This window comes from Streptomyces sp. NPDC020731 (genome assembly GCF_044334705.1).
In the GTDB taxonomy this organism is placed as follows: Bacteria; Actinomycetota; Actinomycetes; order Streptomycetales; family Streptomycetaceae; genus Streptomyces.
The window spans coordinates 60,279-75,134 of the sequence record NZ_JBIRTN010000011.1 but is presented as its reverse complement, the minus strand read 5'-3'; the positions used below and the strand labels follow the sequence as shown (position 1 = coordinate 75,134).

General features: G+C 71.5%; 12 protein-coding genes. 6 read left to right on the top strand and 6 right to left on the bottom strand.

Annotation, left to right across the window (positions count from 1 at the left end; genetic code table 11):
* Positions 1-109: 109 nt before the first annotated feature.
* The 6 genes from ACH4VX_RS18665 (at position 110) to ACH4VX_RS18640 (ending at position 8,727) form a co-directional block, all read left to right on the top strand.
* Positions 110-1,321 (top strand): ROK family protein, encoded by a 1,212-nt coding sequence (locus ACH4VX_RS18665; RefSeq protein ID WP_398368491.1) that lies wholly within the window; start codon positions 110-112, stop codon positions 1,319-1,321.
* Positions 1,322-1,455: 134 nt separating this feature from the next.
* The gene (locus ACH4VX_RS18660) at positions 1,456-2,556 is read left to right on the top strand and encodes a substrate-binding domain-containing protein (protein ID WP_398368490.1); all 1,101 of its coding nucleotides are present in this window, start codon (positions 1,456-1,458) and stop codon (positions 2,554-2,556) included.
* Positions 2,557-2,739: 183 nt separating this feature from the next.
* On the top strand, positions 2,740-3,531 hold the full coding sequence (locus tag ACH4VX_RS18655; RefSeq protein ID WP_398368489.1) for an ATP-binding cassette domain-containing protein: 792 nt from the start codon (positions 2,740-2,742) through the stop codon (positions 3,529-3,531).
* Entirely contained in the window at positions 3,528-4,820 is a 1,293-nt protein-coding gene (locus tag ACH4VX_RS18650; protein WP_398368488.1) for a sugar ABC transporter permease, read from the top strand. The genes ACH4VX_RS18655 and ACH4VX_RS18650 overlap by 4 nt, the downstream gene beginning before the upstream one ends.
* A gap of 264 nt (positions 4,821-5,084) precedes the next feature.
* Positions 5,085-7,052 carry a 1-deoxy-D-xylulose-5-phosphate synthase gene (gene dxs, locus ACH4VX_RS18645; RefSeq protein ID WP_398368641.1) on the top strand — a complete coding sequence of 656 codons (1,968 nt, stop codon included), beginning with the start codon at positions 5,085-5,087 and terminating at the stop codon, positions 7,050-7,052.
* A 148-nt stretch (positions 7,053-7,200) separates the two neighbouring features.
* Positions 7,201-8,727, top strand: a complete 1,527-nt coding sequence (locus tag ACH4VX_RS18640) for an amino acid permease (protein WP_398368487.1) — start codon at positions 7,201-7,203, stop codon at positions 8,725-8,727.
* 60 nt (positions 8,728-8,787) lie between these two features.
* Here ACH4VX_RS18640 and ACH4VX_RS18635 read toward each other — a convergent pair whose 3' ends face one another.
* From ACH4VX_RS18635 to ACH4VX_RS18610, 6 genes are read right to left on the bottom strand one after another with little or no spacing between them, the layout of a single operon-like run.
* Complete coding sequence (locus ACH4VX_RS18635) at positions 8,788-10,017, bottom strand: beta-ketoacyl-[acyl-carrier-protein] synthase family protein (protein WP_398368486.1); 1,230 nt, start codon at positions 10,015-10,017, stop codon at positions 8,788-8,790.
* Positions 10,014-10,274, bottom strand: a complete 261-nt coding sequence (locus ACH4VX_RS18630) for an acyl carrier protein (protein ID WP_398368485.1) — start codon at positions 10,272-10,274, stop codon at positions 10,014-10,016. Before ACH4VX_RS18630 ends, ACH4VX_RS18635 begins: the two co-directional genes overlap by 4 nt.
* Positions 10,238-11,287 (bottom strand): NAD-dependent epimerase/dehydratase family protein, encoded by a 1,050-nt coding sequence (locus ACH4VX_RS18625; RefSeq protein WP_398368484.1) that lies wholly within the window; start codon positions 11,285-11,287, stop codon positions 10,238-10,240. Before ACH4VX_RS18625 ends, ACH4VX_RS18630 begins: the two co-directional genes overlap by 37 nt.
* On the bottom strand, positions 11,284-12,861 hold the full coding sequence (locus tag ACH4VX_RS18620) for an AMP-binding protein (protein ID WP_398368483.1): 1,578 nt from the start codon (positions 12,859-12,861) through the stop codon (positions 11,284-11,286). Before ACH4VX_RS18620 ends, ACH4VX_RS18625 begins: the two co-directional genes overlap by 4 nt.
* The gene (locus tag ACH4VX_RS18615; protein WP_398368482.1) at positions 12,858-13,778 is read right to left on the bottom strand and encodes an alpha/beta fold hydrolase; all 921 of its coding nucleotides are present in this window, start codon (positions 13,776-13,778) and stop codon (positions 12,858-12,860) included. Before ACH4VX_RS18615 ends, ACH4VX_RS18620 begins: the two co-directional genes overlap by 4 nt.
* Entirely contained in the window at positions 13,775-14,803 is a 1,029-nt protein-coding gene (locus ACH4VX_RS18610) for a 3-oxoacyl-ACP synthase III family protein (RefSeq protein WP_398368481.1), read from the bottom strand. The genes ACH4VX_RS18615 and ACH4VX_RS18610 overlap by 4 nt, the downstream gene beginning before the upstream one ends.
* Positions 14,804-14,856: the final 53 nt, after the last annotated feature.

Here is a 14,856-nt window from a genome sequence, read left to right as displayed (position 1 = left end):
AAACGGTTCAACCTCTTGACGGGAGGCAACCCGAACGGCTCATCTTAGAGTTCACTAGTTGGACAGAGAGGGGCCTCACCGAAGCGGCCCCCGCGCGCAGGAGGTCGTCGTGGAGACTCCGGGGTCGCAGTCGTCGCTGCACCGAGCCAACCTGGAGCGGGTGGTCCGAGCAGTACGTCTTGCGGGTTCCCTCACCCAGGCCGAGATCGCGAGGTCGACCGGCCTGTCCGCGGCCACGGTCTCCAACATCGTCCGGGAACTGAAGGACGGCGGAACGGTCGAGGTCACGCCCACCTCGGCGGGCGGGCGCCGGGCGCGCAGCGTCTCGCTGAGCGGGGACGCCGGCATCGTCATCGGGGTCGACTTCGGGCACACCCATCTGCGGGTCGCGGTCGGGAACCTCGCCCATCAGGTGCTGGCCGAGGAGTCCGAGCCGCTGGACGTGGACGCCTCCTCGACACAGGGCCTCGACCGGGCGGAACAGCTGGTCAAGCGGCTGATCGAGGCGACCGGAGTGGACCCGTCCAAGGTCGCCGGGGTGGGCCTCGGCGTACCGGGGCCGATCGACGTGGAGTCCGGGACCCTGGGCTCGACCGCGATCCTGCCCGGCTGGACCGGCACCAGGCCCGCCGAGGAGCTGCGGGGGCGGCTCGGCGTGCCGGTGCACGTGGACAACGACGCCAACCTCGGTGCCCTCGGCGAGATGGTCTGGGGCAGCGGCCGGGGCGTGCGTGATCTTGCTTACATCAAGGTCGCCAGCGGTGTCGGCGCCGGCCTGGTGATCGACGGGAAGATCTATCGAGGGCCCGGCGGCACCGCGGGCGAAATCGGGCACATTACACTCGATGAATCCGGTCCCGTCTGTCGCTGCGGCAACCGCGGCTGCCTGGAGACCTTCACGGCCGCACGTTACGTGCTCCCGCTGCTCCAGCCCAGTCACGGCACCGACCTCACGATGGAGGGCGTCGTGCGGCTGGCGCGGGACGGGGACCCTGGCTGCCGTCGGGTGATCGCCGACGTCGGCCGCCACATCGGCAGTGGAGTCGCGAATCTCTGCAACCTGCTGAACCCGAGCCGGGTGGTCCTCGGCGGTGATCTCGCCGAGGCCGGTGAGCTGGTGCTCGGGCCGATCCGGGAGTCCGTCGGCCGCTATGCGATCCCCAGTGCGGCACGTCAACTGTCCGTTCTCCCCGGGGCGCTTGGAGGCCGCGCCGAGGTGCTCGGAGCGCTCGCCCTCGCGCTGAGCGAGATGGGTGATTCAACCCTTTTGGACGGCACCGCGACCGGGTCGCTCACTGCGGCGACCCCTGCCTTCACTTAGAGAACGGATGGCACCGTTGCCATCTCGTTAAGGATTTACTTCTTGACGTCGCACGTGTGGCCGAGTTGACTTCCAGCCACCTCGGCCGCAACGACGCGGCCTCGTCAGGGAGGTTTGTAGAAGTGAACACACGTATGCGTCGTGCTGCCTTTGCCGTCGCCGCCGGTGCGATGGCCGTCTCGCTCGCCGCTTGTGGCAGCGCCGCCGAGTCGGGCGACAAGAAGGACTCCGGCGACTCCGCCGCCAAGGGTGATGACATCAAGGTCGGCCTGCTCCTGCCGGAGAACCAGACCGCGCGGTACGAGAAGTTCGACAAGCCCTTGATCGAGAAGAAGGTCAAGGAGCTCACGAACAACAAGGGCGAGGTCGTCTACGCCAACGCCAAGCAGGACGCCAGCCTGCAGAACCAGCAGGTCGACACGATGATCACCAATAAGGTGGACGTCCTCATCGTGGACGCGGTGGACGCCAAGGCCATCGCCGGCTCGGTGAAGAAGGCCAAGGACGCCGGCATCCCGATCGTCGCCTTCGACCGCCTCGCCGAGGGCCCGATCGACGCCTACACCTCGTTCGACAACGTGACCGTCGGCAAGACCCAGGGCGAGGCCCTGCTGGAGGCGCTGGGCGACAAGGCCAAGGACGGCCAGATCGTCATGATGAACGGCTCCTCCACCGACCCGAACGCCGCCCTCTTCAAGGAAGGCGCGCACTCCGTCCTCGACGGCAAGGTGAAGGTCGGCCGCGAGTACGACACCAAGGAGTGGAAGCCGGAGAACGCCAACGCCAACATGGAGGGCGCCATCTCCGCCCTCGGCAAGGACAAGATCGTCGGCGTCTACTCCGCCAACGACGGCATGGCGGGCGGCATCATCACCGCCCTGAAGGCCGCCGGCATCGACGACATCCCGGTCACCGGCCAGGACGCCGAGCTCGCGGGTGTGCAGCGCATCGTCACCGGTGAGCAGTTCATGAGCGTCTACAAGCCGTTCCCGCAGGAGGCGAACGTCGCCGCGGAGCTGGCCGTCCTGCTCGCCCAGGGCAAGCCGCTGGACTCCCTCGCCAAGGACAAGGTCGACAGCCCCACCACCAAGGCCGTCCCCTCCGTTCTCGTCCCGGTCGTCTCGCTGACCCAGGAAAACATCAACGACACCGTGATCAAGGACGGCATCTACACCGTCCAGGAGATCTGCACGGACAAGTACAAGGCCGCCTGCGACAAGATCGGCCTCAAGTAAGCAGTCCCCGAGTCCCGTGACACACGAGGGAGTCCGTGACCCGGACTCCCCGCACGGGACCGACTGCCACACGCTCCGCCGGCGCCCCGCACACATCAGCCCCGCAAGCTACGCGGGGCGCCGGACGGAACACCCCCCCAGAAACTTCTGCACAACCTCCCGCCGGGTCAGGCGGCGAAGGAGATGGTTCACGTGTCCGCTACGCCCGTGCTGGCGTTGCGCGGGGTCTCCAAGCGTTTCGGTGCCGTCCAGGCGCTCACCGACGTAGAGCTTGAGGTCCACGCCGGTGAGGTGGTCGCCCTGGTGGGCGACAACGGCGCCGGAAAGTCCACGCTGGTCAAGACGATCGCCGGCGTGCATCCCATCGATGAGGGATCCATCGAGTGGGACGGCAGGCCCGTCCAGATCAGCAAGCCGCACGACGCCCAGAACCTGGGCATCGCGACGGTCTACCAGGACCTCGCGCTGTGCGACAACATCGATGTCGTCGGCAACCTCTACCTGGGCCGGGAGGTCCGCAGGCGCGGAGTCCTGGACGAGGTGGAGATGGAGCGCCGCTCCCGCGAGCTCCTCGACACCCTCTCGATCCGCATCCCCAGCGTCCGGATCCCGATCGCCTCGCTCTCCGGCGGTCAGCGCCAGGTCGTGGCCATCGCCCGGTCCATGCTCGGCGAGCCCAAGCTGGTGATCCTCGACGAGCCCACCGCCGCCCTCGGCGTCGAGCAGACCGCGCAGGTCCTCGACCTGGTCGAGCGGCTGCGCGAGCGCGGTCACGCCGTCATCCTCATCAGCCACAACATGGCCGATGTGAAGGCCGTGGCGGACAAGGTCGCCGTCCTGCGCCTCGGGCGCAACAACGGCGTCTTCGAGGTCAAGTCGACCTCGCAGGAAGAGATCATCTCCGCCATCACGGGCGCCACGGACAACGCCGTGACCCGTCGTGCGGCGCGCACCAATGGGGAGATCACGAAGTGAGCACCGAAAAGACCTCCACCCCCACCGAGGACCACGCCGTGGAGAACCCCGAGGCGGCCCCCGCGGCCGTCACCGTGGTCGACCCCCGGCTGCTGGTGCGCGAACAGGGCTTCGCGGGTTACCTCAACGAGTTCAAGCGGAAGATGAAGGCCGGTGACCTCGGCTCCATCCCCGTCGTGGTCGGCCTGCTGATCATCTGGGCCATCTTCACCAGCCTGAACTCCAACTTCCTCACCGCCGGCAACTTCTCCGACATGTCCGTCGCCATGGTCGGCACGGGCATGATCGCGGTCGGTATCGTCTTCGTCCTGCTGCTCGGCGAGATCGACCTGTCGGTCGGCTCGGTCAGCGGTGTCGCGGGCGCCGCCTTCGCGGTCATGAACGTCACGCACGGGATGAACGAGGTGCTGGCCCTGGTGCTGGCGATCCTCAGCGGCACGGCGGCCGGCGCGATCCACGGCTTCATCTTCGCCCGCATCGGAGTCCCGGCCTTCGCCGTGACACTGGCCGGACTGCTGTTCTGGCAGGGCTTCATGCTGCAGATCCTCGGCGACAACGGCACCATCAACCTCGACTCCGAGGGTCTGGTCGTCAAGCTGACCAGCTACTACTTCTCGGATGTGGCTGCCGCCTACGGCCTGGCGATCGTCGTGACCGCGGGCTACTTCCTCGCCGCGTTCTTCGACAACCGTCGCCGCGAGGCCGCCGGTGTGCCGTCCCGCCCGCTGAACGAGATCATCGTGCGGACCGTACTGCTCGCGATCCTGGCGTTCGCCGCCGCGATCGTCTTCAACCAGTACAAGGGCCTGCCGCTGGCCGTGGTGATCTTCCTCGCGTTCCTGGTGCTCACGGACTTCGTGCTGCGCCGCACCGCGTACGGCCGCAAGGTCTTCGCGCTCGGCGGCAGCGTCGAGGCGTCCCGCCGTGCCGGTATCAACGTCGAGATGGTCCGGATCTCGGTCTTCGCGATCGCCGGTACGTTCGCCGCGATCGGCGGCCTGTTCGTCGCCTCGAAGATCGCCTCCGCCAACCAGGGCGCGGGCACCGGTGAGTTCCTGATGAACGTCATCGCCGCGGCCGTGATCGGCGGCACGTCGCTCTTCGGCGGACGTGGCCGCACGTGGGACGCGCTGCTCGGTGTGATGGTGATCATCTCGATCACGTACGGGCTGGCGCTCGAGGGCATCGCTTCGCCGGTGCAGTACATGATCACCGGTGGTGTCCTTCTGGCGACCGTCGTCATCGACGCGGTCACCCGGAAGACGCAGAAGACCGCAGGGCGCGCGTAGTACGTCCCGTGCGGGCCGGCTGTGGCCGGCCGCGCACACGCGGCGGAGCCGCATGTCGATACAGCCCCGCGCCCCTGGGGGGTGTGGCTGTGCCCGGTGCCTCTACAGGCACCGGGCACAGCCGTGTCGTAGGACGGACGCATCCGGGGTACCGCTGATCGGGTGATGTACGACGCACGGCCCGGAGTCCGTCAGGCGGAGCGGAACATTAGACTCGACCCGCCCGGCAACAGCTCGATCAGCTCTACTCGCAAGGAGGCACGGGTGCCGCTGCTGACCCGCATCAGGGGACCGCGCGATCTGGACCGGCTCAGCCTGGAGGAGCTCGACCAGCTGGCCGGGGAGATCCGGACCTTCCTCGTCGACGCGGTCTCCAAGACCGGCGGCCACCTCGGCCCCAACCTCGGTGTGGTGGAGCTCACCCTCGCCCTGCACCGGGTCTTCGAGTCGCCCAAGGACAAGGTGCTCTGGGACACCGGCCACCAGTCCTACGTCCACAAGCTGCTGACCGGCCGGCAGGACTTCTCCAGGCTGAAGATGAAGGGCGGCCTGTCCGGCTACCCCTCGCAGGGGGAGTCCGAGCACGACGTCATCGAGAACAGCCACGCCTCCACCGTCCTCGGCTGGGCCGACGGCATCGCCAAGGCCAACCAGATCAAGAAGCGCGACAGCCACGTCGTCGCGGTCATCGGGGACGGCGCGCTGACCGGCGGCATGGCCTGGGAGGCGCTGAACAACATCGCCGACGCCAAGGACCGCCCGCTCGTCATCGTCGTCAACGACAACGAGCGCTCCTACTCGCCCACCATCGGCGGCCTCGCCAACCACCTGGCGACCCTGCGCACCACCGACGGCTACGAGCGCTTCCTGACCCGCACCAAGGACCTCCTGGAGCGGACCCCGGTCGTCGGCAAACCCCTCTTCGACACGCTGCACGGCGCGAAGAAGGGCCTGAAGGACTTCATCGCCCCGCAGGGCATGTTCGAGGACCTCGGCCTGAAGTACGTCGGACCCATCGACGGCCACGACATCGAGGCCCTGGAGTCCGCCCTGGCCCGCGCCAAGCGGTTCGGCGGTCCGGTGATCGTGCACTGCCTCACCGAGAAGGGCCGCGGCTACCAGCCCGCCCTGGCGGACGAGGCCGACCGCTTCCACGCCGTCGGCAAGATCCACCCCGACACGGGCCTGCCGATCGCCAGCTCCGGAGCCGACTGGACGTCCGTCTTCGGAGAGGAGATGGTCAAGCTCGGCGAGGAGCGCGAGGACGTCGTCGCCATCACCGCGGCCATGCTCCAGCCGGTCGGCCTCGACAAGTTCGCCAAGCGCTTCCCCGAGCGGGTCTACGACGTCGGCATCGCCGAGCAGCACGGCGCCGTCTCCGCGGCCGGCCTCGCGCACGCCGGGGTGCACCCCGTCTTCGCCGTGTACGCCACCTTCCTCAACCGCGCCTTCGACCAGGTGCTCATGGACGTGGCCCTGCACAAGTGCGGCGTGACGTTCGTGCTCGACCGGGCCGGTGTCACCGGCACCGACGGCGCCTCCCACAACGGCATGTGGGACATGTCGATCCTCCAGGTCGTCCCCGGACTGCGGCTCGCCGCCCCGCGCGACGCCGACCAGGTGCGCGCCCAGCTCCGCGAGGCCGTCGCCGTCGAGGACGCCCCCACCGTGGTGCGCTTCTCCAAGGGCGCCGTCGGCCCCGCCGTACCCGCCGTGGGCCGGATCGGCGGCATGGACGTCCTGCGTGAGCCCGGCACCGACGCCCCCGACGTCCTGCTGGTCTCGGTGGGCGCGCTCGCGCCGATGTGCCTGGAGATCGCCGCCCTGCTCGACCGGCAGGGCATCTCCGCCACCGTCGTCGACCCGCGCTGGGTCAAGCCCGTCGACGAGGCCATGGCCCCGCTCGCCGAGAAGCACCGCGTGGTCGTCACCGTCGAGGACAACTCCCGCGTCGGCGGCGTCGGCTCCACGATCGCCCAGGCCCTGCGCGACGCCGGCGTGGACGTACCGCTGCGCGACTTCGGCATCCCGCCGCGCTTCCTCGACCACGCCTCCCGCGCCGAGGTCATGGCCGAGATCGGACTGACCGCCCCCGACATCGCCCGCCAGGTCACCGGCCTGGTGGCGAAGCTCGACGGCCTCCCCCACTCCCGGCTCCCCTCGAACGGGGGGACCCCCGCCGAGCGGTCCGCCGCGGACGCGGTCGACTCGGTGGAGCCGGCCCGCGACTGACCGCCGCACACGCGTCGCCCGGATGGGCCGCCCGTGCCACTGTGAAGAGTGGCGCGCGCGGCCCATCTGCGTGAAAGCGCCCGCGCCGGGGCATACGAGCTACGCCCCCTCTCGATCATGTCGAGGACGACAAGCGTGGGAGGTACCCGTGACAAGCCCCCTCTTCCGGACGAAGAAGGTCGAGCAGTCCATCCGCGACACCGAGGAGCCCGAGCACGCGCTCAGGAAATCCCTGTCCGCGCTGGATCTGACCGTCTTCGGCGTCGGTGTCATCATCGGCACCGGCATCTTCGTCCTCACAGGTACGGTCGCCAAGGACAACGCCGGGCCCGCCACGGCCCTGGCCTTCGCGGTGGCCGGTGTCGTCTGCGCGCTCGCCGCGCTCTGCTACGCCGAGTTCGCCTCCACCGTCCCGGTGGCGGGCTCCGCGTACACCTTCTCGTACGCCTCCCTGGGGGAGCTGCCGGCCTGGATCATCGGCTGGGACCTGGTCCTGGAGTTCGCGCTCGGCACGGCGGTGGTGGCCGTCGGCTGGTCGGGTTACATCCAGTCGCTCATGGCCAACGCGGGCTGGGAGATGCCCGCGGCGCTGGGCAGCCGCGAGGGCTCCGACGTCTTCGGGTTCGACATCCTCGCCGCCGTCCTGGTGCTGGTGCTGACCGGCATCCTCGTCCTCGGCATGAAGCTGTCCGCCCGCGTCACCTCGGTCGTCGTCGCCATCAAGGTGGTCGTGGTCCTCGTGGTGATCATCGCGGGTGCCTTCTTCATCACCGCCGACAACTACGACCCGTTCGTCCCGGACTCGAAGCCGGTGCCCGCCGGCGAGAGCCTCGACGCCCCGCTCATCCAGCTGATGTTCGGCTGGGCCCCGGCCAACTTCGGCGTGATGGGCATCTTCACCGCCGCCTCGGTGGTGTTCTTCGCCTTCATCGGCTTCGACATCGTCGCCACGGCCGCCGAGGAGACCAAGAACCCGCAGCGCGACATGCCCCGCGGCATCCTCGGCTCCCTGCTCATCTGCACCGTGCTGTACGTCCTGGTGTCGCTCGTCGTCACCGGCATGCAGCACTACAGCGAGCTGTCCGTGGACGCCCCGCTGGCGGACGCCTTCAAGGCCACCGGGCATCCCTGGTTCGCGGGCTTCATCAGCTTCGGGGCCGCCGTCGGCCTGACGACCGTCTGCATGATTTTGTTGCTCGGCCAGACCCGCGTCTTCTTCGCGATGAGCCGCGACGGACTGCTGCCGAGGTTCTTCTCCCGGGTCCACCCCCGGTTCAAGACCCCGCACCGGCCGACCATCCTGCTCGGCGTCGTCATCGCGATCCTCGCGGGCTTCACCCCGCTGAACGAACTCGCCGCGCTGGTGAACATCGGCACCCTGTTCGCCTTCGTGATCGTCGCGATCAGCGTGGTCATCCTCCGCAGGACCCGGCCCGACCTGCACCGCTCCTTCCGCACCCCCTGGGTGCCCGTCCTGCCGATCGTGTCGGTCGCCGCGTCCCTGTGGCTGATGCTGAACCTGCCCGCCGAGACCTGGGTCCGCTTCGGCATCTGGATGGCGATCGGCTTCGTCGTCTACTTCCTCTACAGCCGCACCCACAGCCGTCTGGCCCAGCGCGAGGGGACGGAACCCGGGGCGCCCCTCGGACCGTCCGGCGGCCGGGACCCCCGCTGAACCGGCGCGGGTCCGTCGTCCCCGCCCGGCCCGGCCGCCCCCGGCCGGCCGCCGAGCCGGTCAGGAGGCCCTGGCCAGAGCGAGGACGACGTTGTGCCCGCCGAAGCCGAAGGAGTGGCTGACGGCGATACGGACGTCCTGCCGGCGGGGCTCCTTGGTGACGCAGTCGATGTCGAACCCCGGCGCCGGGGCGTCCAGGTTCGCGACCGGCGGCACCGTGCCGTGCTGAAGGGTGAGCACGGTCAGCGCCGCCTCGACGGCACCCGCCGCACCCAGACCGTGGCCGAGCACGCCCTTGGGCGCGGTGACACTGGGGCGGTGCGGCAGCACCCGGGCGATCAGGGCGGCCTCGCCGGCGTCGTTGGCCGGTGTGGAGGTGCCGTGGGCGTTGACGTGGTCGACGTCGTGCGGTGCCAGACCCGCGTCCGCCAGGGCGGTGCGCAGGGCCGCCTCCGCGCCCCGGGCGTCCGGGGCGGGCGCGGTGGGGTGGTGGGCGTCCGAGGTGCTGCCGCAGCCCACCAGCAGGGCGCGGGCACGGGCCCCGCGGGCGGCCGCGTCCGCGGCCCGCTCCAGTACGAGGACGCCCGCGCCCTCGGCCATGACGAAGCCGTCCCGGTCGGCGGCGAAGGGCCGGGACGCGCCGGTGACCGCGCCGGTGCGCCGGGACAGGACGCCCGCGCGCCAGAAGCCCGCGACCGTCAGCGGGGTGACGGCGGCTTCGGTGGCCCCGGCCACCGCGACGTCGCACCGGCCGGAGGCGAGGAGGTCGCGGGCGACGGCGACGGCGGTGGCGCCGGAGGCGCAGGCGGTGGCGGGGGCGAGACCGGGGCCGCGGGCCCCGAGGTCGATGGAGACCTCCCCGGCCGCCATGTTCGGGATGATCTGGGGGATGGTGAGCGCGGAGACCATGTCGGCACCCCGTTCCGCCAGCCGCCCGGCCTGCTCCTCGCGCACCGCGTCCGCCCCCAGCCCGCAGCCGATGACGACGGCGACCCGGTCGCCGTTCCACGTCCGGGCATCGAGGCCGGCGTCGTGCACCGCCTCGCGGGCGGCGAGCACCGCCAGCACGGCGTTGCGTGACATGCGCCAGGCGGTGCGTCCGACGCGCCGGTCCAGGTCGTCGCGGGAGAGGGGGACGCGGCAGGAGAAGTCCACGGGCAGGCCGGCCAGCGCCGGATCGTGGGCCGCCGCGGTGCCCGCACCGCGACGGACCGTGTCCCAGGTGGCGTCGGCGTCCTCCCCGGCGGGGGTGATCAGGCCGAGACCGGTGACGGCGACGGGCCCGGTCACGAGGAGGCCACCGCTTCCGTGCCGCCCGCGAGCAACGCGTCGAGGTGGTCGACGACCTGGGCGAGGGTCGTGGTGCGGGAGGCGTGCTCGTTGCCGATCCTCACCCCGAAACACTCGTGGACGACGAGCACCAGCTCCGCCAGGGCCAGGGAGTCCAGGTCCAGTTGCTCCAGCGTGAGCTCGGGCCGGATCTCGTCCTCGGGGATGCGGAAGGCACTGGTCAGGATGGAACGGACGGCGTCGTAGGTGTCCGGCACGGCTTCTCCTTGCTGTCGTTCGGGGCGGGCGGGGCGAGACGGGCGAGCTCCGCGATGCCGGCGTCGAATTCGACCGGCGGCTCGAAGCCCAGGTCGCGGCGGGCCGCGGTGAGGTCGAAGTAGTGCGGATGCAGCAGCTCCGCGACCAGGAAGCGGCTCAGGGCGTGGGTGCGGGTGCTGCGTGCCGCGCGCAGGAGGGTGTCGCCGACCGCGGCCCCGGCGGTGGCGAGCCGGGGCGGTACGGCGCACCAGCGGGCGTCGATGCCGGCGGCCCGCAGGAAGTGCCGGGTGATCTCGCGCAGCGGACGCGGATCGCCCTGGCCGATGAAGTAGGCGCGGCCGCCCGCCGTGTCCGGTGACTGCCGCAGGCGGTCCAGGGCGAGCAGATGGGCGTGGGCGGCGGTACGGACATGGGTGGTGTCGACGAGATTGCCGCCGTGACCTGGCATCAGCAGGAGGCCGGCCCGCACGGCGCGGGCGAGGGCGGGGGCGAAATGGGGGTCGCCCGGCCCCCAGACGATGTGCGGGCGCAGCGAGACGGTGGCCAGCTCCGGGCCGTGGGCGGCCAGCACCAGGGCCTCGGCGCGGGCCTTGGTGGCGGGGTAGGCGGCCAGGTGACAGGGGGCGGTGGGCAGGTTCTCGGTGACACCCTCCAGGCCGCCGGGCCGGAAGGCGACGCTGGCGGTCGAGGTGTGGAGGAGCGTGCGTACGCCGTGGGCGCGGCACCGCTCGATCACGTGGCGGGTGCCGACGACATTGGTGGCCCAGTAGGGCCGCGGCGGGCCGCTGACGCCGGCCAGGGCGGCGTTGTGGACGACGGCGTCGCACCCGGCGACGGCGCGCGAGACCGCGGCGGCGTCGGCGAGATCGCCCAGGTGCTGGTGAACGCCCAGTTGCTCCAGTGCGGTGCTGGGGCGGCGGCCCAGGGAGGAGACGACGTCGCCGCGTGCGCTCAGTTGCCGGCAGATCTCCAGGCCGAGGAAGCCGCTCCCGCCGGTGACCAGTACCTTCATCGGACCCTCCCGCGCAGACGCCCCGCGGCCCAGCCGGCCAGCCGCATGCGGTCGATCTTCGAGTTGTGCCGGGGGTCGGTGGGGAAGGCCGGACGGATCAGCAGGGCGCCGACGCGGTGCCCTTCCGGATGGTCCTTCAGAACGGCGCGGACGGCTGCCAGGGCAGCGGCGCGGGGCGTGGAGGGCAGGGGCTCCACGCACAGCACGGGCAGTTGGCACACGGCCGTGCCGACGCCGACGAGGGCGGTGCGCCGGATGCCGGGGGCGGTGTCCGCCGCGGCCTCGATGTCCTCGGTGGCCAGGGTGAAGCCGGTCCCGGTGACCAGGTGGGCCTTGCGGCCGAGGAACCACAGCCGGCCCTCGTCGTCGAGCCGGCCGAGGTCTCCCGTGCGGTGCAGCACACCGTGGTCGGTGTCGCTCTTGGTGACGGCGTCGGCGTCGGGACGCGCGTGGTAGGCGGGACTGACGGTGGGACCGGTGACGGCGATCTCGCCGAGCCCGGTGGCGTCGGCGTCCAGGATCCGGGCGCGGATGCCGGGCAGCGGCCGGCCCAGGCAGGTGCCCGCGTGCCCGGCGGGCGGCCGGGCGCGCGAGGCCCGCAGGTCGTGGTCGCCGATCGCGGACACGGGCAGGCACTCCGTGGCGCCGTACACGCTGAGGATCTCGGCGTCGTCCGGCACGGCCCCGCGCAGGGCTTCGGTGAGACGGACGCGCAGCGGGGCGCCGAAGGACAGGATCTGGCGGACCGAGGGCAGGGCGATGCCGTGGCGGGCGCAGTGGCGGGCGATCAGGGTGAGGACGGCGGGCGAGGCCAGGACGATGCTCGCCCGGTGCTCCAGGATCGGCCCGACGAGCTCCTCCGGCGAGGTGCGGGCCGGGGCCAGGTGGTTCACGGCCGGGGCGACGGTGGTCAGGCCGAGCAGCGGGCCGAGCAGCGCGATCGGCAGGAATCCGGCGAGGAGCACGTCGTCGGGCCGGGGGGCCGTCAGCGTCGTCAGAGCGTCGAGCTGTCCGGCCAGGGTGGAGTGACGGTACTCCGCGCCCTTGGGCCGTCCCGTGGAGCCGGACGTGAAGGCGATGAGGGCCGCTTCGTCGCCGTCGGGCTCCCGCACGTACGGGAGCGGGGTGCCGTCGGCCGGCGTCCGCGTGATCAGCCGCCGCCTCGCGGGAAGCGGCGCGGATCCGGTGACCAGGGGGATCCGGACGTGGGGACGGCCCCACCCCAGCGCCCGGCGCCCCACATGGGCCAGCGGCTCCCCGATGAAGACGTCCGGGGCGACGTCCTGAAGGCAGCGGCCCACCTCGGCGCGCGGTTCGATCAGCACGGGTACGGCGCCGAGCAGGCCCAGCGCGTACGAGACGGCGGTGAGGTCGTGGGCGTCGCGGGTCATCACGACGGCCTTGTGGCCGGGCCGGACCCCCGCGTCGCGCAGGGCCCCCGCGATGCGGTGGCAGCGCCGCACCAGCTCGCCCCGACGGATCGTCCGGGAGACCCCCTTACGGCTTTCGACGAGGGCGATGGCGTCGGGCCGGCCGGCCAGGCGCGTGGCGATGTCCGCGGCGGTCGTGGTCATGGGGCTCCCTGGAGGAAGTCACGGATGTGGTCGCCCAGTTCGGCCGTGGCGTCCTCCATCACGAAGTGCCCGGCGTCGGGGAAGCGGTGGATGACGGCGTGGGGACACCGGCGCGCCCACTCCTCCAGCAGGTCCGGAGTGAAGACGGGATCGCGCATGCCCCACCCGATGAGCAGGGGCAGGTCCGCCAGGCGGGCACCGGCGGGTTCGAGCAGCCGCCACGCGGGGTCCGCGGGGCCGCGGGGGATCGCGCGCACGGCGTCGGTGACCGCCCGGCGCTCCGCGCGGCGGGCGTGGGGCCGCAGGTAGGCCCGCCGCTCGGTCGGGAGCAGCGGGCGGTGGACTCCGGCCCGTACGGCGATGCGGGCGAACGCGTTGGTGGCGTGGACGAATTCGGCGACCGGCCGGTGGTCACGGATCCAGCGGAGGTAGAACGGCAGCCGGAAGCCGTCCGGGAAGGGGAAGGCCACGGTGTTGCAGACGACCAGCCGGGCCACGACCCCCGGGTTGCGCAGCGCCCAGGCGATACCGAGCGGGCCGCCCCAGTCGTGCAGGACGAACGTCCAGCCCCGCTCGGGCAGGCCCTCGTCCCGCACCAGGTGGCGGTGGAGGCTGTCCAGGCCTTCCAGCTGGGCCTCGTAGGGGTCGGGCACCCCGTCCGCCGGCCGCAGGTGCCGGGACAGCCCGAAGCCCGGCAGGTCGGGGGCCAGGCAGCGGGCGTGCGGGGAGAGCCGGTGCAGCAGCCTCCGCCAGACGTAGCTCCACGACGGGTTGCCGTGCAGGAACAGCACCGGCTGCCCGGAGCCGAGGTCGAGGTAGTGCTGTCCGGTGACCGGCACCCGCCGCCAGTGCCGGGGCGCGGGGTAGCCCGGCATCAGCCGTTCCAGTGCCGGGGCCTGCCCGGCTCGTACGGTCACCACCGGAGGAGCGCCAGACCGAAGCTGAAACCACTGGCCAGGCCGATCATCGCCACCAGGTCCCCGCTCTCGACGCGGTCGGCCTCGCGCGCCTTGACCAGTTGCAGGGGCAGGGAGGCCGCCGCGCAGTTCCCGTGCTCGGCCACCGCGGGCATGCACCGGTCCTCGGGGAGGGAGAAGGTGCCGATCACCTCGCGGTACTGCGGCATGGCGATCTGGTGGAAGGCGATGAAGGAGAAGGCGCCGGCCTGCGCCGCCCGGAGCTCCTCCCCGGCGGTGTCCAGGATCCGGGGGAGCACGTCGAGCGCGCTCTGCCGCAGGTCCCCGTTCAGGCGCAGGGTGGTGTGGTCGTCGTGGACGGAGAGGTGGTGCATGCTTCCGCCGCCGGCCACGGTGCAGGCTTCCCAGGCGGCGGAGTTGCTGACGAACCGCAGGGACAGGATGCCGGGGTCGTTGTCGCCCGCGGGGCCGGCGGTGAGCACCATCGCGGCACCGGCGTCGGAGGCGGTGTAGCCGGGCAGGGCCCGGAGCAGGTCCTCCCGGCCGGGGAGGTGCCAGCGGGTGGCCAGGGTGGAGGGTTCGCCGCAGGTGATGAGGACCGTGCGGTAGCGGCCGGTCTCGATGAACGACGCGGCCACCTCCATGCCGTTGAGGAAGCTGTTGCAGGCGTTCTTGACGTCGAACACCGGGCAGGCGGCCCTCAGTTTGGTGGCCACGAGGTGGGCGGTCGCGGGTTCGACCAGGTCCTGCGAGGTCGAGGCGAACAGCAGCAGGTCCACGTCGCCGATCTTCAGACCGGCTTCGTCGAGCGCGCTGCGGGCGGCCGCCACGGCGAGGTCGGAGGCGTTCTCCCCGTCCTCGTGGACATGGACCCCTCGCACGCCGGTGAGATCCTCCAGCAGACCGGGCGGCGGAGCGTAGCCACCCGTCTCGGTGATCTTGACGCGGATTTCGTCCAGGGTCCGGTAGCGGGACGGAAGATGAGCGGAAACGGCGGCGACACGGGCACGGATGGCTTCGGGCACCGCGTCACCGTAGCCAGCCGCCCGACCGGAATGACGATTACGTGACGCTCTCC

Excerpts from the sequence above, each read along its gene's own strand:
- ACH4VX_RS18660 (WP_398368490.1), top strand. The coding sequence starts at position 1,456 with ATGCGTCGTGCTGCCTTTGCCGTCGCCGCCGGTGCGATGGCCGTCTCG.
- ACH4VX_RS18655 (WP_398368489.1), top strand. The coding sequence starts at position 2,740 with ATGGTTCACGTGTCCGCTACGCCCGTGCTGGCGTTGCGCGGGGTCTCC.
- ACH4VX_RS18625 (WP_398368484.1), bottom strand. The coding sequence starts at position 11,287 with ATGAAGGTACTGGTCACCGGCGGGAGCGGCTTCCTCGGCCTGGAGATC.
- ACH4VX_RS18620 (WP_398368483.1), bottom strand. The coding sequence starts at position 12,861 with ATGACCACGACCGCCGCGGACATCGCCACGCGCCTGGCCGGCCGGCCC.